This is a genomic window from Pseudoalteromonas sp. SWN166 (assembly GCF_015864485.1).
GTDB lineage: Bacteria > Pseudomonadota > Gammaproteobacteria > Enterobacterales > Alteromonadaceae > Pseudoalteromonas.
The window spans coordinates 24,958-45,114 of the sequence record NZ_JADYXB010000014.1 but is presented as its reverse complement, the minus strand read 5'-3'; the positions used below and the strand labels follow the sequence as shown (position 1 = coordinate 45,114).

16 protein-coding genes are annotated in these 20,157 nt (G+C 35.6%); 1 reads left to right on the top strand and 15 read right to left on the bottom strand.

The window, feature by feature from the left end; all coding sequences use genetic code 11:
- Nucleotides 1–75: 75 nt before the first annotated feature.
- The 4 genes from I6F49_RS10450 to rfaH all read right to left on the bottom strand — a co-directional run bounded on the left by I6F49_RS10450 (nt 76) and on the right by rfaH (nt 5,283).
- Nucleotides 76–2,319, bottom strand: a complete 2,244-nt coding sequence (locus tag I6F49_RS10450) for a polysaccharide biosynthesis tyrosine autokinase (protein WP_197180294.1) — start codon at nt 2,317–2,319, stop codon at nt 76–78.
- A 15-nt stretch (nt 2,320–2,334) separates the two neighbouring features.
- On the bottom strand, nt 2,335–2,769 hold the full coding sequence (locus I6F49_RS10445) for a low molecular weight protein-tyrosine-phosphatase (RefSeq protein ID WP_007582278.1): 435 nt from the start codon (nt 2,767–2,769) through the stop codon (nt 2,335–2,337).
- A gap of 12 nt (nt 2,770–2,781) precedes the next feature.
- On the bottom strand, nt 2,782–3,897 hold the full coding sequence (locus I6F49_RS10440) for a polysaccharide export protein (RefSeq protein ID WP_007582281.1): 1,116 nt from the start codon (nt 3,895–3,897) through the stop codon (nt 2,782–2,784).
- Between the two features lie 903 nt (nt 3,898–4,800).
- Nucleotides 4,801–5,283: a transcription/translation regulatory transformer protein RfaH gene (rfaH, locus tag I6F49_RS10435; RefSeq protein WP_197180292.1), complete on the bottom strand. Its 483-nt coding sequence runs from the start codon at nt 5,281–5,283 to the stop codon at nt 4,801–4,803.
- Between the two features lie 589 nt (nt 5,284–5,872).
- Between rfaH and I6F49_RS10430 the strand changes: the two genes are divergently transcribed.
- A complete protein-coding gene (locus tag I6F49_RS10430) occupies nt 5,873–7,255 on the top strand; it encodes an MBL fold metallo-hydrolase RNA specificity domain-containing protein (RefSeq protein ID WP_197180290.1) in 1,383 nt (460 codons plus the stop codon).
- 163 nt (nt 7,256–7,418) lie between these two features.
- On the opposite strand, the gene I6F49_RS10425 is transcribed toward I6F49_RS10430, so the two are convergent.
- From I6F49_RS10425 to I6F49_RS10375, 11 genes are all read right to left on the bottom strand, one after another.
- Nucleotides 7,419–8,021: an SDR family oxidoreductase gene (locus tag I6F49_RS10425; RefSeq protein WP_197180288.1), complete on the bottom strand. Its 603-nt coding sequence runs from the start codon at nt 8,019–8,021 to the stop codon at nt 7,419–7,421.
- On the bottom strand, nt 8,018–8,467 hold the full coding sequence (locus I6F49_RS10420) for an adenylyltransferase/cytidyltransferase family protein (protein WP_192532451.1): 450 nt from the start codon (nt 8,465–8,467) through the stop codon (nt 8,018–8,020). Before I6F49_RS10420 ends, I6F49_RS10425 begins: the two co-directional genes overlap by 4 nt.
- A gap of 80 nt (nt 8,468–8,547) precedes the next feature.
- Nucleotides 8,548–9,288 carry a glycosyltransferase family 2 protein gene (locus I6F49_RS10415; RefSeq protein WP_197180286.1) on the bottom strand — a complete coding sequence of 247 codons (741 nt, stop codon included), beginning with the start codon at nt 9,286–9,288 and terminating at the stop codon, nt 8,548–8,550.
- Entirely contained in the window at nt 9,288–10,514 is a 1,227-nt protein-coding gene (locus I6F49_RS10410; RefSeq protein ID WP_331461450.1) for an exopolysaccharide biosynthesis polyprenyl glycosylphosphotransferase, read from the bottom strand. The genes I6F49_RS10415 and I6F49_RS10410 overlap by 1 nt, the downstream gene beginning before the upstream one ends.
- A gap of 111 nt (nt 10,515–10,625) precedes the next feature.
- Nucleotides 10,626–11,606: a glycosyltransferase family 2 protein gene (locus tag I6F49_RS10405; RefSeq protein WP_197180284.1), complete on the bottom strand. Its 981-nt coding sequence runs from the start codon at nt 11,604–11,606 to the stop codon at nt 10,626–10,628.
- A complete protein-coding gene (locus I6F49_RS10400) occupies nt 11,599–12,804 on the bottom strand; it encodes an EpsG family protein (protein WP_197180282.1) in 1,206 nt (401 codons plus the stop codon). The genes I6F49_RS10405 and I6F49_RS10400 overlap by 8 nt, the downstream gene beginning before the upstream one ends.
- Nucleotides 12,794–13,930: a CDP-glycerol glycerophosphotransferase family protein gene (locus I6F49_RS10395; protein WP_197180280.1), complete on the bottom strand. Its 1,137-nt coding sequence runs from the start codon at nt 13,928–13,930 to the stop codon at nt 12,794–12,796. Before I6F49_RS10395 ends, I6F49_RS10400 begins: the two co-directional genes overlap by 11 nt.
- On the bottom strand, nt 13,917–15,206 hold the full coding sequence (locus I6F49_RS10390) for an oligosaccharide flippase family protein (protein ID WP_197180278.1): 1,290 nt from the start codon (nt 15,204–15,206) through the stop codon (nt 13,917–13,919). Before I6F49_RS10390 ends, I6F49_RS10395 begins: the two co-directional genes overlap by 14 nt.
- 2 nt (nt 15,207–15,208) lie before the next feature.
- The gene (locus I6F49_RS10385; protein ID WP_269435368.1) at nt 15,209–16,324 is read right to left on the bottom strand and encodes a CDP-glycerol glycerophosphotransferase family protein; all 1,116 of its coding nucleotides are present in this window, start codon (nt 16,322–16,324) and stop codon (nt 15,209–15,211) included.
- Between the two features lie 42 nt (nt 16,325–16,366).
- On the bottom strand, nt 16,367–17,329 hold the full coding sequence (locus I6F49_RS10380) for a Wzz/FepE/Etk N-terminal domain-containing protein (RefSeq protein WP_197180274.1): 963 nt from the start codon (nt 17,327–17,329) through the stop codon (nt 16,367–16,369).
- 36 nt (nt 17,330–17,365) lie between these two features.
- Complete coding sequence (locus I6F49_RS10375) at nt 17,366–20,044, bottom strand: SLBB domain-containing protein (protein WP_197180272.1); 2,679 nt, start codon at nt 20,042–20,044, stop codon at nt 17,366–17,368.
- Between the last annotated feature and the right edge of the window lie 113 nt (nt 20,045–20,157).

Genomic DNA, 20,157 nt, shown 5'->3' with positions numbered 1-20,157 from the left:
TGAGACAGTCAATTTAGACTATCTCATTGTAATTGCTTGTTTTTGTGGTTTTATTTAAAAGTGCCCAATAGGCCCCTATTTTTTATCACTTGTATATTCGTAGTTGTAGTAACCATAATATCCATATGCATTACTTGCTTTTTTAACTACGCCATTAAACACTACACCTTTTACATCTATGCCATTTTGTTCAAAACGGTTACGCGTTAGGTCTATCTCACGTACATGGTTTTGTCCAAAACGTGTAACAAGTAAAGTAGTACCAGAATGCGCACTTACAATCGCAGGATCGGTTACTGCTAGTATTGGAGGTGTATCAATAATTATAATGTCGTAAGCTGCGCTTACTTCTTCAACTAATTTGCTAAAGTTGCTATGCATTAATAATTCAGACGGGTTTGGCGGTATTTGCCCACGCGTAATAACACTTAAGCCTTCAACTTTGGTTGGTTTAGTAACTTGCTCTAGGTTTAAGCGGCCTGATAAGTAATCGCTTAAGCCATCGTCTGACTTTAAACCAAACTGAGTTTGTAAGTAGCCCTTACGCATATCGGCATCAATAATAAGTACTTTTTTGCCGCTTTGCGCAAGCACGCTTGCTAAGTTAACCGATATAAACGATTTACCTACGCTTGGGCTTGGGCCCGATATAGCAATAATATTGTTTTTAGCTTCCATCATCGCAAAGTGCAAACTGGTACGTAAACTACGTAATGCCTCAATTGCCAGGTCGGCTGGGTTATCAAGCGCTAATATACTTCTAGGTTTATTCGTTTTATTTTTACGGGCTCGCTCAGCAAAGCCGCTTAGCTTATCTTGATAATCTGAGTGCGGTACACTTGCGTATACAGGTAAGCCTAGCGCTTCAATTTCTGCTGGGTCTTCAACCCCTTTATGCATTGCCTTTTGTATAAGCACAATAGCCACAGCTAACATACCACCTAGCATAGTGGCCATTACCACTATTAATGCTTTTTTCGGTTTAACTGGCTTGCTGGTGTTTACCTCAGCGTAGTCAATAATACGTACGTTACCTACAGTGCCTGCACGTACTATATCTAGCTCTTGTGTTTTGCTAAGTAGTAGTGTGTAAATTTGGTTGCTTACCTCAACATCGCGTTTTAAGCGTAGCAGTTCTTGTTGAGTTTCTGGCAGATTACCTACCTCACCTACAAGCTCTTGCTTTTGGCTTTCAACCGCCTCTATTTGCTCAAGTATACCTTGGTATGTTGGGTGATCTTTTTTGAACTTACGGCCAAGCTCTAAACGCTTTAGGTTTAGCTCTTGTAATTTAGTTTCAAGCTTTACAACTTGTTCAAGCACGCCTTGTGTTTCGAGCGTTATATTTATTGATTGGCGTTTTATTTGGTAGTCATTAAAGCGTTGCTCTGCGTATTCAAGCTGTTTTTTAATTTCAGGCAATTGTACTTCTAAAAATTCCAGCGACTTTTGTGCCTCGGCACTATTGCGCTCAACATTACGGCGTACATAAATAGCGGCCACTTTATCGAGTACTTTTTCAGCGTAGCTTGGTTTAGTGCTTTGTAAACTTAAGTTAATTATGCCTGAATCTTTACCTTTTTCACTTGCGCCGATAGCTGTTTGCAAATCCAAAATAGTATTAAGGCGATCTTTATGGGTAATTGTAAACTCTGTACCAGGGCGTGCATTTAAAGTACGAATGGTTAAGTTAAACTTACCGTTTGTAAGCTCCTCGCCTACTTTACCCGATAATATTTTCTCGCCGTCACCATTTAAAAGTGCAAGGCTGTTGTTAGCTTGTACGACCAAAGTAAATGCTTGATTTACAGCAGTACGTGGTACATCAAACCTAAATACATTTATGCTCTCACCGCCCCATGCGTAGCTATTAGCACCAAAGCTTGGCTCTGCTAAGTCGCCATCTTCCATTGGAGTAAATTTACGATAAGCGCGACTACCAATAAACGGGAATAGTTTAGGCTCTGCTATAACATCAAGCTTTAAAGTGTCTACTGCCTCACCTATTATACTGCGCGACTTTAGTAGCTCTATTTCGGTTACTGCAGCCGATGTACTTTCGAACATGCCTGCCATATCGTCAAAACCAGGAACTGATGCGCTGCCGTCTTCAACTTGTATCATGGCTGTTGCTTGGTAAACAGGGGTACTTAATACTGCATAAATAACACCCACAAACATAAACAGTGCGGTTACAGCTACTATAAAATATTTGCGATCTAGCAATGCGCCTAGTAGCGCCATTAAATCAATTTCTTGCGTTGGTTGTGTGTTTTTATTGTTAGCGTTACTAGCGCTGTTATTCGGCTGGGTATTCATTAAATTAGCCATTCCTTATAAATACTTTTGCCAAGCGCTACACGCGCTGTCGATTAATGTGTAAACGTGTTCAAAAGCCTCTTGGCTTTGGCGATATGGGTCTGGTATTTCGGCGTTATTAATCCATTTACCGAGTAAAAACGTTTTACCGCGCGCCTCTGGGTAGCGAGCGTGTACGTCGTTTAAATGGCGTTCTTCCATTACAAGTATTACGCTGTTTTGCGCAACTAAGCTTGATGTAAGCTGCTGACCTTGGTGAGCATCCATATTAACGCCATGTGCGAGCGCTATTTGTTTTGCTTTCGCATCTGCTGGCTTGCCTTCAAGTGCTGTTAACCCAGCAGACGATACTTTAATATTTTTGCCTTCAAGCTTTTGCTTTAAAACATACTCACCTGTTGGGCTGCGGCAAATGTTACCTGCACACACCACTAAAACTGAATCAAACATTTTTTAAAACCCTTAGTTTGATGAAATATCGTCTAGGCTATCAACCGATGCTACCGACGGTAATAATAAGCTAATTACACGGTTCCAACGGGCAAGTGGTGCCGATGTTACATATACAATGTCGCGTGGTTGTAGCTCAAACTGCTCAGCTAATACCATTGCCGCTATATTTTTAGCGTGTAATTGGTATACGTTTGCAATAACACCGGTTTGCTCTACGTCACTTTTTCGCAGTACAAATACACCGTTAGCGTCAGCTGTTGCTTCATTTAAGCCACCTGAATCGCTTAGCGCTTCGGCCAAGTTTAAACCATAGCGGTTAAGCGTTACTGAACCTGCTTTTTTAACATCACCTAATACGAATATTTTTTGTGCATCGTTACGGTTTACATGCACTATGTCGCCATGTTGCAATAAACGGTTTTGTGAAATGTCACCATGGGCATAAAAGTCATCAAGTTTAATAACCTCTGTTTTGTCGCCTCGGGTAAATGTTACTGTGCGCCAATCAGCGGCTTCTGTTAGGCCACCCGCTTGGTTTAGAGCATCAATTAAGGTAAGTGGGATTTCGGTAACTGGGTATACACCAGGCTGTTTTACCTCGCCGGTAACGTAGGTTTTTTGGCTTCTAAAGCCAACTACTTTTACATCTACTTGAGGGTCTTCTATCACTCGGCTTAGGCGTTTTACCAGCTCATTGCGTACTTGGCTTATTGTTTTACCTGCTGCTGGTATATTTGGTGCGTAGGCGTAAGTAATGGTGCCGTCTCGTTGTACTCTAAAGCCGTCAAACTCTGCGGTACGTTGTACTGCTGCAGGTATTGTTAGCTCTGGGTGATCCCATACGCCTATTGTTAGTACGTCGCCAACACCTAGTTTGTATTCGTAATTACTTACGTTTAAACCAGCGGTGCTTGAAATTGGTTTAGCTGCTATACGCGCCTGATTTTGTTTATTTATTAGTAGCGAGTCGATTATTTGAATGTTTACTTTTTCGAGATCTTGTTCGAGGTTTTGTGTTTGCTCGCCTGAGTCTATACCTTCAAAGTGGCTGCCTGGTACTATTGTACAGCCGGTCATGCTTAGTATTGCGAGTATTGATGCGAGTGATTTACAGCTTAACGCCATTGTAGAATCCCAAAATTATTTTAAATATTGCACTTGCCCACCAACCTTGGTGAACACTTGTATTTTTAGCTGGCTAATTAAAGCATGAGCCCTATTGTGAAGCAATAGGTTATGGTTTGTAAAAGCTTTGTTACTTAGTTTTAATTAGCGCCGAAATTATATCAGTATTTTCATAAGGTATTTATGAATAAATTTAATTGAAAGGCATTTTTAGTAAAACACCAGGACCATTCATTACCAATTGCACAAAGAGAAGTGAATGAAGAGTAAATGAGAAGCCATTTAAATATAGAGATTACGAGCTTTGCTCGTCACGCCAGCAAGCTGTGCAAGTAGGCGTAGAGTTTGCTCACGCGAAAAGCGTAGCTTTTAACCTATTGTTGAGTAAATGAGCAAACACTTAAATATAGAGGTTACGAGCTTTGCTCGTCACGCCAGCAAGCTGTGCGTCTACAAGTTAACTTAACCACAGTACCAAACTTTGCAAGTAGGCGTAGAGCTTGCTCACGCGAAAAACGTAGCTTTTAACCTATTTCTGAGAAAATGAGTAAACACTTAAATATAAAGATTACGAGCTTTGCTCGTCACGCCAGCAAGCTGTGCGTCTACAAGTGATTTTATTAAACCGGAGTTTAAGTGTTTTGGGCACGCTTCCGCCCTTAGGTTACAGTTCCTACTTACTGATATAAAGCTATTTTTTCGCGGCATAAAGCCGCTACTACGTTTTTAATTCACGCGGTGTAAAACCGCTGCTACATTTTTGTTTTTCGCGGCATAAAGCCGCTACTACGTTTTTAATTCACGCGGTGTAAAACCGCTGCTACATTTTTGTTTTTCGCGGCATAAAGCCGCTGCTACGTTTTTAATTCACGCGGTGTAAAACCGCTGCTACGCTTTTAGTTATTATTGCTTAATATCTTTATTATCTACACTTACTTCAATTTTTTGATTAAGTAAGTTAATTAGTAAAATACTGCGCAAGTCGCCATCGGGCTCTTTGTATATTGCTTGTATATTACTGAATGAATCGTTATTCACACTTACTACATCACCTGTTTTTGGTATTTGTGATTCAGTGGTGTGTAAACGTTCATTTTTTAGCTGGTCAATTATGTGCTTAGAAACCACCTGATAATTTGATCCATAAGAAACAAAACCGCCTATTCCACGGGTGTTTTTTACAGCAGAAAAATTACCATTTTTTGATTCAAGGCATACAAATAAATAATTAGGGAATAAAGCAGTGTGTTTGACGGTCCGACGACCTTTAACCAACCTTTCGGTAGTTAATTTGGGGTAAAACGCTTCAATCCCTTGATTTTGCAAGTTAGTTTTAGCTCGCTCTTCTTGCTTAGGTTTGCATACGACTAAATACCAACTTTCCATAGTAGTCCTTAATACACAACTAAATTGCAAAAAATACAATGCTAAACTAAATAACGTCGGCATTATAACCAACATAGAGTAGCTATGTAAATACGCCTTAGTAGTTAATAGCCACTCACCTTAATAAGTATTGTTATTGAGTTTAAAGGGAATAAAGGCTTTAACGCTAGTTTAGTACCTATAAAGCCATGTTTAGATTGGGCTAAACAAAAGTTTAGCCACGAAATTTATTAAAAACTTTAATTAATATTTTTTAATAAATATATAGGTAAGAGCGCGAAATAAATTCGCACCTACAGGTTAGTGCATATTTGTAGGTGAGGTTTTATACCTCGCTTGTCATTAGGAGTTAAAACATGAGCGCGAAGTAAATTCGCACCTACAAGTTGGTACATATTTGTAGGTGAGGTTTTATACCTCACTTGTTGTTAGGAGTTAAAACATGAGCGCGAAGTAAATTGGTACCTACAAGTTGACGCATCTTTGTAGGTGAGGTTATTAATTTAGCTCAAGCGTTAGAACCTTGAATAATTATGGCTTTACTTCTACCTTAAAATTCAATGTAACAAATTAATGACAAGGAAGCACAATGCAAATACTTCACCACGGAGCGGTTAATGGGGTTACTGGTTCGTGTCACGAGCTGGTAGTTAACGAGCAAACAAGTGTGCTTATTGATTGCGGGTTATTTCAAGGCGAAGACTCTAAAGCCGACCTTTCAATTGAGTTTAATATTACCCATGTTACTGCGCTTATTGTTACTCATTGCCACATTGACCATGTTGGTCGTATTCCTTACTTATTAGCTGTAGGTTTTAAAGGCCCTATTTTTACAAGTATTGCATCGGCCAGCTTATTACCTTTAGTAATTGAGGATGCTTTAAAGGTTGGCGTAACTCGCGACCCTAAAATTATAGCTGCCTGCTTAAGCTTATTGAATAAACGCATAGTTGCTGTTAATTATAAAACGTGGTTTGAACTACCTTGCAAAGGGCTCAATAAAACTAAAGCGAGGTTTCAGCGTGCTGGGCATATATTAGGTTCTGCCTACGTTGAAATTGATGTTACAAATAATGATAACAACAAACACCGCGTTGTATTTTCAGGAGACTTAGGCGCGCCATATACCCCGTTACTCCCTTCGCCTAAGCCGCCCTATAAAGCCGATACCCTAGTTATTGAATCAACCTACGGCGATAAAAATCATCAAGGCCGCAAGGAGCGTACAAAAACGCTAAAAAGCATTATTGAACGCGCCGTAGCCGACAATGGTGTTATTTTAGTACCGGCTTTTAGTATTGGGCGTACACAAGAGCTGCTATACGAGCTAGAGCAACTCATACATAGCTCATCTAAAAAGTCTAAGTGGCGAGACATTCACGTAATACTCGATTCCCCTATGGCAGCAAATTTTACTGAGCAATACAAAAAATTTAAGCACTTATGGGATAGTGAAGCCAAATGCAAAGTTGCAAATGGTAGGCACCCGCTCGATTTTAAAAACCTAACTACGGTTGATTCACACAAAGAGCATTTGGCTATTATTAACTATTTAAGTTCGCGGCAAACACCAGCCATAATATTAGCTGCAAGCGGTATGTGCACAGGAGGTCGAATAGTTAATTATCTTGAGCGATTTATAAATGATAAAACCACCGATGTATTGTTTGTAGGTTATCAAGGTAATAAAACGTTAGGCCGCGAAATTCAAAAATATGGCCCGCGTAATGGGTATGTTTTTATAAATGATGCTCGTATTACTATAAACGCCAAAGTACATACAATTAGTGGCTACAGCGCCCATGCCGATCAAAACGGATTAATTAAGTTTGTAACGGGTATGCATAAAAAGCCAAGCCATATAAAAATCGTACATGGAGATGATGATGCTAAAGCGGGTTTGGCCAAAAAATATAAAGAGGTATTAGGTAATGAAGTTAAAATTGAGATTGGTGAGCACCCCAAATATTAACAGATATTATATTCATCCTGCATTATGTAACATAGTGAAATAATCTACACGTAGCTTTTTTGCTGTAAGCTACTTTTAGTAGTTTAACGAGGCCTATCTCATTCACGCTAACGAACATGAAAGGCCAGACATCTTATACAGCCGAATAAAAATATAGTACTACCTATAATTCCTCTTCATAGCTTTCGTTTTTCCTATAAAAGAATAGTTTTCCGTAACTTTTCTTCATACTGATAGCATCTAATATAGGCTTTGCACCCTCAGCAAGAGTCATTACGTTAGGATTATCTATTAATAGACCATTACGAAGCTTAGTGTGAACAGCGCCAGGACACATTACTGTTACATTACAATCATCTTTATGTAACCCTTTAGACAAAGTTACAACACCAGCTTTTGATGCACAATAAGAAGTCCAATCTTTATAACTATTAAAAGCAGCTGTTGAAGAAATATTAACTAGGTGGACTTGTCTATCTGCTTTAATAGCAGCTCGCGAAATTAAGTAAGTTCCGATTAAATTAACTTCGATATCACGGATCCATAAACTTGGTTCTGATTCTGCAACGGTACTAGAGTAAAGTGTGCCAGCGGCATTAATTACAACATCATATTGTTTGCCTTCAAAAAATTCATTTACTGAATCTATTACCGTAACATCTAGCTCTTTACGGGAAGGTGAATCAACATTATGGCCTATTTGTAATAAGTGCAGTGTAATAAACTTAGCTAAATCACCTTGCCCACCTGTGATAAGTATATTCATTTTTTAGGCTCAGGAATAGGATGAACATCACTTTGCTCGACTAGCTTTTTATATTGGTCATAAATCTTTTTCTTAAGGTTAGTTGAACTTACACCAGCGCCATATGGAAAATAAAAAACTTTTACCCCTTGTTCTTTTAAATAATCATATTTGCCTTTCCAATCATCACCTATAACAAATACATCGATATTAAGATTTTCAACAGTTTCTACGTGGTCTAAAGTGCGTTGTGGGATAACAACATCAGGATCTTTAAGTCCTTCAACAATAGCAAATCGCTCTTCAAAAGGGACAGCGGGAGGCTTTTTGTATGAGCACACTAGTTCGTCAGTACTAACGCCGACAATTAAAGTGTCGCCTAAGCCTCTCCCATAATTAATCATTTTTAAATGGTTACTGTGAAACAGATCAAACGTTCCTGATACGTAAACAACTTTATTTTTCATTTAATCTAATACCTATAATATATTGATTACAGCACTCACCAAGTATGGATGCTGTTTAAAAGATAATTGTGAGGGAAACTCTAAACTCTAGATTTAATGGAACTAACTATATAACAACAAAAATAGTACCAAATACTAAATGCACTAACCTTCTTATGCTTTCTTAAAAGATTAAAATGCCATAAGGCCGCTTTGAACTTATTACTCGACAGACTATTACTAGTTACTAAATAGTTTGCCATAGGTTGCTCAATTCCAACTGAATCGGTACTTATTAACACTTCTAACCACATAGCATAATCTTCATGTCCAACTTCTTGCTGGTAAAACTTACCTAATGCTTTTGCATTGTAAATTCCAGTAAGATTTCCTATACAATTTTTTTTCAGCATATCGTTTAAGGAAACTAATTTACTTGCTTTTTTAATACCAATAACCTTTCCAGTATCTGAAACACGATAATAGCTACTGTGTGAAGCATTTACATTTTTTGCTTTCATTTCGCTGATTTGAAGAGTTAGCTTTTGAGGTAACCATGTATCATCGCTATCTAAAAAAGCAATATACTCACCTTCGGCAACCTTTATACTATTATTTCTCGCAGACCAAGCTCCTGACTTTCCTTTATTGGGAAAGTATTTTATGCGCTTATCACTTTTTGCAAGTTCAAGTACAATAGAGCGTGTTGCATCTGTAGAGTTATCGTCAGTAACTAGTAATTCCCAGCGACCGTAAGTTTGATTTTGTATCGATATTATACTTTTTTCTATTGTTTTTTCAGCATTGTACGCTGGCATAATAATTGATACTAACGACATCATTACTTAGCCCCAAAACCAGTGAGCATAGTTCGGATAGTCTTGAATACTATATTTACATCTAGCCAAAAAGATAAGTGCTTAATATAGTAAAGATCATAAGCTAACTTTTCTTTAGTCGAGTCAGTATCATCAGCATACCCCTGAACAGTTTGTGCCCAACCTGTAATTCCAGGCTTAACCATATGTCGATAAGCGTAAAATGGAATTTCTTGCTCAAAAAGTTTAACAAAAGATTCTTGCTCTGGCCTAGGTCCGATTAGTGCCATATCTCCTTTTAAAACATTAAAAAGCTGCGGTAATTCATCGATTCTCACTTTTCTTATTACTTTACCAATAGGGGTAATCCTTGCGCACTCTTCAGTAGCAAATTTGTCCTCTGCACAACTAGTTTTTACTGTCATACTTCTGAACTTATAAATTTTAAAAACTCTTCCTCCTTGTCCAACCCTTTCCTGAGTAAAAATAACAGGGCCCGAGCTCTCTAACCGTATTAATATTGCTGTAACAACCATGATTAATAATGTAATTGGTAAAGTGGTAATAATTATAACTGATTCAAAAAACCTTTTGAAAATTTGATATATTGGATTTGGCTGAAGTGTACCTATGGAGTTTTCTGACAGGTGCTTAACTTGTACTTTACCATCGATCATTTCTTTGATGCTTTCTGCATGATAAACAGGAATACTATTTAAGCTACAGTTTGCGATGAATTTCTCTTCGTGAGATTCAAGATTTTGATGTAAATCAACTACTAGACCATGAGATATATCACTTTGTTGGTAAGGTTTTGTAAGCACATGCACATCTAAACCTGGATGTATTAACAACTCTGAATAGTCAAAATTGCCAATGACATGCAAGGTCAACTTTTTATCATTAGTTCTTAAAATTGTTGTTACGAATAGCCATAAAAAACTAGCAAACGCTCCTACCAAAATCAGCCACAAAGAATACTCAAAGCGGAGCACCACAACAAAAGCTAATGAGATACTATAAACTGAAAACACAATTGGTATTATGTAATATTTTTGATCAACAAGTAGATACCTAGCAATTAGCGGTAAGGTAAATGAGGTCGCTATATAACTCAATAAAACTAATAAAATTGAGTTTTGTGTAGATAAATCATAAATAGAGTTAGTGGCGGTAACAACCATAACTAACCCGGTAAATAACAAACCGAATGAATGACACACTAAGGAATTTGATAATATTTTATACACGATTAACTCTTAAATACATTTAGTTATATTAAGCTAAACTAGCTCACTGGCTAAGTAAGCGATAACAGCCTAACTTCTGAAATCAAAAGGGTGGTATTTTATAACAAATACCTATAAAGGAACAGCAATTGACACCTTATCTTTTTTCTTTTCTACTATTCTAAGTAATTTAAGCCATATATTAATTTTAATAGTTAATAATGTCGATCTCGATAATATTATACAATGCAGTAAATATTTTAGCGCTTTAAAGTACTTTTTATTATGTACAGCTGAGCGAGCTTCACCTAATTTTACTTGCTTTGTATTAAACGCTTTTAATTCTTCATTTGATGCTTTAACCCGCTCGATAAAAGTAATATCGAAATTATAGTTACCTGTTTTTAAATATTGATTAAAAACATTCGTTACGTACCGTCCCATTTTATAAACATGAAATGAATTAGACTTAGTAATACTTGTTTCACTATAACGATATGAGAGTAAACATTCTCCAACATTACCTACTTTAAAACCATTTACAAAAACACGTGCTAAAAACTCTTTGTCTTCAGTATGTAAAGATTGTCCGTAACCATTAAGAGTCTCGTACACTTCAGCTTTAGCAAAAAAAGTAGGATGAACAATGCCAATGGTACCAACCTGAAGCATTTTTTTTATGAATGAATGTGTTCTTAACTTATCTGTGTAATGAAACGTCCCTTGTTCGTCATTAAAAAACTCTACATTGGCCCCAACGAGATCAAGATTATTAGCTTCTAAATAACGTATTTGAGCTTCGAATCGATGAAGCTTTGCAATATCATCTGCATCCATTCTAGCAATGTACTCACCAGAACAAATAGCCAAAGCTTTATTTAAGCTAAATATTAAACCTTGGTTTTTATCATTTATATTTAACTTTACCCGGTTGTCTAAAGCTTGATATTTCAGCAAAATATTTTTCAGAACTAAATTATTAGGATTATCCAAAACGATTACAAACTCTAAGTTTTTGTATGTTTGCATCAAAATTGAATCTATACAACTGATAAGCCACTCAGGCTTTTCATTATAAACACTCATAATTACCGAAATTAACTTATTATTCATATAAAGTTCTTATAACTGGAGAAATAAAAATATTTACCGGCAAGCCTTTTCCAACAAGATAAGCACTATTTGAAAAATTAAATAACCGAACGTCTATAACCGCTAACCAAAGAAAAAGCCCTATGAGAGCTATGCCCTTCTTTTTAAACACAGTTCTTTGCGAAAAGCTAACATAAAACAAAGGAAACAAAAAAATTATACCTACAGACATCAACCTAATTTCTAGCGTTCTAAAACCGACAAAAATCAGTGAAAAAGAAAAATACAGTAATGCAAAGTTACAGTACCGAGATAGATGGCTTTGTTTTATTTTTTTTAAATCTATGAAATTGTTATACACAAAATAAAATACACAAAGTATTAGAGAAAATATTAAATAAACTTTTATATACTCTCCATTCTCATGGAAGCGATAATTTGCCCACTCACCCAATACATAGGACTGGATTTTATCTCCTATAAATGGAATATTCAAATAGCGGACAAATATTTGAGATGATACCTTAATAAAAATCCCGATACACAAAGCTATAACTAGGTATTTCTTTTTAAATTCAATAAACTTCGATACAAAGTAAACAAGTATCGGAACCGATGCTATAGGGTGAAAGCCCGCCCCTAAAATTATAAACAAGTAACCTATTTTTTTATTTTTACAAAGCTGATAAATACCAAGATAAACTAACGAAAAGGCCCATAATGTTTTGTAGCTTGATACAATGGAAAAAAAAGAAAAAAAGCAAAAAATCTTAAATAACAAAAGCCTATCTGAATTTTTATCTTTGAGTGTTTTATAAAGATCATTATGAATAAAAAACAAACTACCAAAGATAGTTATTACAGCTAGAGATGTAACACTTTGAAATTCAAAATTTAATTTATTAAATATATACAGGATGTAGTACCACGATACATAAAATGCTTCATATATATTTGCAATATAAAATGACTCCACTGATCTATTTGCATAATTCTCATAAGAAACGATGTAATTGACTACATCTCCAGTTCCATTAATCCTTTCATAAAAAAATGCTATACATGCTAAAGAAAACGTAATGTTAATGAAAACTACCTTTCTAGCATAAACCTCTAGCTTTACTATAAAAGCTACACAACTAAAAGCGAGCAACCCTAATACAGGAAATACAAAATTCAAAAATGTTAAGAGAGTTAACCCATAAACATTAAGCTTCATCTAGTAGGCCAACTTGCTTTAATATACTGATTGAATCAACTTTATTTTGGTTGAACTTTTGATTGAAAAGTTTAACTCTATTTAGCTCAGATTTTTTATATTCTTTGTTCTCTAATTTAAGTATTTCTTCAATAAGAGAGTCTTCATTATATACAACTTTACCTGGAACTGTACTTTGGTAATCAAAGTAGAAGCCTCTTAACGTGTTTTTATACTTATCAATGTCATATGGGTAAAAAAGCATTGGTTTTTCAGTTATAGCAAAGTCAAAAAATACAGACGAGTAGTCTGTAATCAAAACATCGCTAATCATCATAAGCTCTTGAACATCATCATATTCTGTTACATTTATGATATTCTCATTATCGAAAGAACCATTTACTAAATGCTTAATATTAGAATGAAGTCTAACTAAAAAAAGATAATCGTTACCGAGGACATTTACGATTTTGTCTTTTGATAACTTTAAATAAAATTTACCTTGTTCATCATCTCTAAATGTAGGTGCATATAAGATTATTTTTTTTGTGCTTGGAATATTTAAACTAGTTTTGACCTTATCCATTAAAATAGTATTACTGTTACTGAGTATTTCATTACGAGGATTCCCAGTATTAATTACCTTTTTATTATCTATTTTAAATGCTTTTGAAAATATTTCGGCTATTTCTAAAGAAGGTGCGAAAAGGAAATCCCAATAGTTAGCATCTAAAAGCCAATCTTGCTTATGTTCAATAAAAGCATCATCAAGGTCTTGAGCTATTTTTTTTAATGGCGTGCCATGCCATGTCTGTATATAAGTTGTATTATTTTTAGGCTTTAAATAATGACTTTCTTGACAATTATCAATACGAAATTCACATGTCGCTAAATAAAATAAATGCTTTAATGAATAACGTTTAACTACTTTAGTAGACAAATCACCTGGTTTATTTAATACCCAAATAAGTTCATGATCTGTTTTTAAACTTAATAACTTTTCATATATGGCTTTGGGATCGCCACTACATTGGCGACCATAAAAGGAACTAAAAAGTACACGTTTCTTTTTTACAGGAAATAATTTAAATAAGTTAAATAAAGTTTGAAGATAAGTAGCCTTGATTAGGCGTTTAATTAGGCTCATTATTAATCTCTCTTTTATAGAAAAAGAATATGGATACTCGTAAAAGCATGACTATTGTTTCAGTAATTAGTACAGCGCAGGCTACATTAAAGGCGGTTATTTCTTTCAAAAAATAAATATAAGTTAAAAGCCCTAGATGTAAAAATGCGCCAAAAATAACGGTATAGTTAGCAATATGTACTTTATCGAGAGCTGAAAATGCAGGGTACCCCATAATAATACTAATAAAATTGATTGATGTTATTATCAAAAACACTTGTAAAACTTGACCCGAATTAAAATAAGCCTCTCCAAATACAATTCCCATCACTTGGTCAGCATATAAGCCAATTAATAAACAAAATATGGCCACAGGAAAACCAATTACGAGTAAAACTAGTGAAAGAGAGCGTAAACTTTTTGTTCTAGCTATAAATGGAAATAAAGCCTGACTTATCGGTTGTGTTAAGCTTAGCGATCCTTGATACACTTTTTCACAGGCACCATAAGCAGCAGCTTGAGCGACCCCTGCTGATGCGCCAACTATAAATACACTTGATGATGTGTAAACACCAACGGCAGCTCTAGAAATAAAGAATTGAGAACTGTTTTTAAAATGTAGTAAAGTGTTTCTTAATGAACTTATACATACTTTATAACCATATTTATAAACTAAAGAGATAGATAATACTGAGCCTATTAAATTACTTATTGCAAGCAAAACTATTAAATCATTTACACTTGAGTCTACATCTATTAGTAATACGGTTAAAATAAGATAAATAACTCGAGAAGCTACTACAAATAAAGTTATCTCTTTCATTTTTTCGATACCTTGAAAAAACCATGAAAAAATAAACGATTGAGAAAAAATATTTAAACAAATAAAAATAACAATATTATGCGGGATTACTTCCGGAAAATAGAAGCTATAGGTATACAAAGCCAAACTACAAACGAAAAGCAAACATAACTTTATAACTATTACCGATCCGATAAGCTCATTTATGTACTTTTTATTCTCTCTTTTTTTTGCTATTTCATAGGTTGCTGATAAATTAAAACCAAAGTCAGTAACTATTAACCCTATGGCACTCAGAGATAAAACTACCATATAGACACCAAACTCTTCTTTGGTGAATACTCTAGATAAATATGGAAGAATCAAAAAAGGAGCTAATATTTTTACAGCTTGAATTATATACAAGGCAATTGCATTTTTAGCTACGCTATGCCTCATTAAAAGTTTTATTTTACCGATTCGGCTCAATTTATTAGTAATCATAATATTTTTCATTTTTATTCAAAAATCTTAGTTTCAACAAAATGAATTATTTTTTGAATCGGATTATCGTTTTTTTCAACAAACTTAAGTTTTTTAATATTATTATTTAGATTTCTGTTACTTTTAATTTCTCTCAATAGCCTAAGTAGCTCAACATGATTTGTGGCGCAGAGCCCTCCAGCGACTTCGCTAATATCAACATAGAGATCTCTTTCCGATTGGTACTGTTTAATATCGGGTAATAAAAATAAAACATTATCTGTTATTGTTGATAAATCGAAAGCGACACTTGAGTAATCAACTATAAACGCATCATATTCATTAAATTGCTCATATATATTAAAAGTACTTTTTAAAACATTCGGATTTTGGTTAAAGTAATTGCTAAAAAACACTTGATCAAATGGATGGTAGCTAATATCAAGTTGTATATTCTCTTGGCGCAATTGTTCTTGGAAACCAGCTGACAAGATTTTTTCACACGTATTACTAAGTACAGTTCTGTCACTTCTCCAAGTAGGAAGATATATCACTTTTTTTACCGTACGAGTGGCTCTTTTAAATTCAGCCATTTTTTGGTGACGTGGACTACCAAGGTTTAAAACTCTGCTAGCACTTACTCCGAATGCATTCGAAAAAATTTGTGACGTTCTCTCTCCTGTAGAAACAATATAATCATACAAATTTATTCGCTTTTTATAGAGCTTTTTATATATATGATTTAAAAAGTTGAAATTAAACTTTTTAGTATCAAATTCGCTATCAAGAAGTATTTTTTTGAACGGCACTCCATGCCAAAACTGTATTACTTTCAAGCCAAAAAAAAGTAAAGGTAATTGCCCAAAACCATGCGTTAAAAACAACACTTTAGCACGAGATAAATAAAATGCGGCTTTAGTAGATGTAGCTTTTAAAACATATTGTTTGAATTCATTAGGGACATTATCCAAGTTTCCAGTTTTAGATAAATAATATACTTCATGCCCTTGTTTTACAGCTTCTTCAAAAACAAATTGTGTGCTATCAGCATAATCAAAATCAGAATAAAATAGCATTATATTTTTTCGCTTTAATAAACTTAAAGGAAAAAATAGAACTGTAAGCAGAAGCCTATATAAGTTCTTAATCATATTTTTTATTACATAAATTCATTCAATTATTCCCAATACCACTTATTCACTAAACGTAGTGCTATCTAGTTTTATAAAGTAACGGATAAGAACAAATACTCCACCAAGAAAGCCGCCTAACAGTAGCCCTATTATGCATATAATAGCTCGGCTTGGTTTGTACTTTTTTTCAGAGATAATTGCAGGATCAATAGTTTTGAACACGTACTCATCACGTACAGTTGCAAACATAACAGTCTTAGCTTGCTCTTCAATTAGTGAATATAAAGCACCTTTCATTTCTGCTACCGCCGTTTGTTCAAGCTGTTTAGTCAAAAATGCGATGCTTTTATTGGCTTCTCTAACATCTCTATTTTTCATAACTTTATTAATATCTTCGATAATCCAATTTACCCAATTTTGTGCAACGGTTGGAGAAACATGAGTTGCGGATATAGTTACTAAACCCGAGGCTTTATCTGCGCTGACTTTGATAAACTCAAGATACTTCTCATAGGCTTCTTGTAGAGAAGGTTTTTGTTTATAGGGAAAAGAGACATCTCTAACCCATTTTTTTTCTTGAGCATCATAAGTATCAGGATCGTACTGTATTTGATTTGATTTTGGATTCCATTTCTCAGCCGCCATTAAGTCTTTTAATAAATCATAACGGACAATAAAATCACTTGCGAATTTTCTAGATTTTATAATTTCAATAGCTAATGCAGATTGGTCCCCACTAGCCGCCCCCAGGTTAACACCGGCCAAGCTTGCTAAGCCTCCTAATTGTCCACCAATACCAGACATAGCACTATTAGTATTCGCTTCTGCTGGTGCTAATAAAGCTTCAGATTTATAAATGTTAGGCATATTAACTGCGTAAGCAGTAAAAAGTGCTAATACAAAAAACGAGAAACTGATAACAATCAATTTACCTTGCCAAAGTATGATAAGTAATTCACTAAACGTAAGCTCTTCATCATGTTTAGTATTTTTTCTTTCAGCAGTAGAGCTATTTATATTCATTAAATTCTCTTTAATTTCCATTTTTAAAATCAGTAGCTAAAGACTACCAATCGCTGCAACTGCCACACCAAGCTGATAAAGAATCTGCGTTGCTGTGCTCCAAAGCGTTAGCTTATCCATGTGCCCTGCATCCATAGGAATTACTATTGTGTCACCTGGTTCTAATTGGTCTGAGTTATTTGCTGCAAACCAGCCACCTGTATTTGGTATTTTCACTGAACCATTGGCTTTAATAATGTAAATTCGGTCTTCAGCTGCACGCTCTTTGAGCCCGCCACTTAGCGCTATATAATCATCAACACTTACACCTGTTTTATAAAGATGCGATGTTGAGTAGTTAACTTCACCAATTACACTAATTGAATCGCGCTTGCTTGGTACGTAAAGTGTATCGCCATCTTGCAGCACTAAATTCTGTTGATTATTTACAATTAATGGCAAGTCAATGACTAAACGCCCTACAGCTTCAACACTAGCAAGATCGTTCAATAGCATATTCATCTCTTCATAAGACAGTGTGCTACTGCTTACTGAGTTCTGAAAGCTTTTTGAAGCTATATCACGGCGAAGCTCTGTAGATAAGCGCGCTAGTTGCTTTTGCTCTTGCTCTTTTATAGATGTACGCGTAAATACTGCAGCTTTTTGCTCTGCAAACCTTGAAAAGCCACCTGCACGTTCGAGTAGTTCAGTTAGCGTTTCACCACGGCGTATAGTGTAAGTACCCGGGAATTTAAGCTCCCCCTTTAGCTCAACTTTTACGTTTTCTTGCCAATTTGGTATTGCGAATACGTTTATGCTGTCTTTGCTCTGTAGTGTGATATTACTTTGTAAATCACCTTTCATTGCACTTTCAAGGTCAAGTCGTAAGTGCTCAATTTTAGAGCCGTCACTTGCCACAATACGTGTGATCTCAGCTTGTTTTACATAGGCCGACTCAAGCAATCCACCTGCTGCTGTTATTAAGTCTTTTACTTCGCCACCAACCATTAATGGGTAAATACCTGGAAAAGTTACGTTGCCACTAATTTCGACAAGTTGCATCGCTTGCTGCACTGATGCTTGCTGCTTAAATTTAGCAATAATTGGAGCTAACAAATTATGACGGCTAAATAACGCGTAATCTTCAGGCTTGAGCTCTTGCTCTTCTTTTTCTTTTGCTTTGCGTTTAGAAATTTCAGCAATCGTTAGTATTTTATTGTCTTCAAGAACAAGTTCTTCGTCTTCTTGATTAACACCAATGTATTTTTCGAATTCTTTTTGCTCAAACTTATGCCACTGATCTGCTTTTTGCTGTTGCTCTTGTTGTTCTTGGCTAAGTGCCATATTTGCTAATGCAGATAGCTCGGCTTCTTTTTCTTCAAAACGACTAAATATAACAATTTTGTCGTTGCTTTGAAGCTGTAAGTTATTTTCTGAGTTTTTGATAATAGCTTGGGCTACATCAAACTGATGCGCTTCTATGTCACCGTTTATATTGATCTCGCGAATAACAAGCCCGTAACTCAAGTCTGCTTGTGGTAGTAAATCACCACGCACTGATTTAAGTACATCTGAAATGCGTTTACCTTGATGCCATTGATAATTACCAGGGCGTGCTACAGCACCGATTAAACTAACTGAATTTTTATATTGCGAGCTAACCGAATTAAAACGAATACGGTCGCCATCTTGTGGGATGTAGTTAATTTGTGATTTTGAAAAGTCTACCGACAGCACTTCTTTACGATCAAAGTTAAAGCGCTCTACAATTGCGCTCTTAGCATAAGCATTTGGTTTAAGACCTCCCGTCATTGCTAATAACTGCTTTGCAGACTCTCCTTTTTTAAGTTCAAATATAGCAGGGCGTTTAACTGCGCCTTCAACTATTACTTGAGCACCAACCGATGGAATAAATACAGCATCACCAGGCTTTAGTACTATGTCGTTACTGCTATCGCCATTAATAAGTAAGTCGTAAAGGTCAAAATTTGCAACGACCTTGCCTGCTCGTTTAACTTGAATATTACGTAACGATGCAATATCAGATACGCCACCGCTTACAAATAATGCGTGCGACACTGTTGTTAATGAAGAAACACTGTAGCTACCCGGCTTGTAAGCCTCACCTAGCACTAAAATACGCATGCTACGAAGTTGACCAAGCGATACAAAAGCTTTTACGCCAATAACTTCTTGCTCTACTTTTACTTTTATTAGTTCTTTAATTTCAGCAAAGGTCAAACCTGCCACTTCTACAGGGCTTAAATCAGGGATACTAATACGCCCTTCACGATCAACTATTACTTCATAGCTATTGCTTTCTTTTCCGTAAAAGTTAATTTTTAACTGATCGCCAGGGCCTACAATGTACGTATCGGGTACTGCGGCATTTTCGCTTGGCATAAATGTAGTGGGTTCACCTGCAAACAACTCATAACCATATGGTTTTAATTCGTCTGCTTTTGGTTTGAAGCGCTCTTCATCTGTTAGCTTTTCTTTTTCTGGCTCTGCGCGCTCGCCAATACTGTTTTGTTGCTCTGTATTATTTTGATTATTAGATTGGTTTGTACCAGTGATCGTTGATAAATCGACACCGTATTGCTTGGCTAAGGCTTCTTGTTGGGCTTTTGGCAATTTTTTAAATTGCTCAATTTGCGAGGCTGTTGGCGTAAAAGCCAAAGCACTAAAACTACAAAGTAGAATAAAAGCACTAATAAATTGTGTAAAAACTTTCACGAGTAGGTATATCCCTAGGTCTACAACCAAAATTGGTGGCTATAATACATTAATTTTGAGCAAATAAAAAAGGGACTTTCGTCCCTTTTGTCGCTTTAGTGTCATTAACTTAG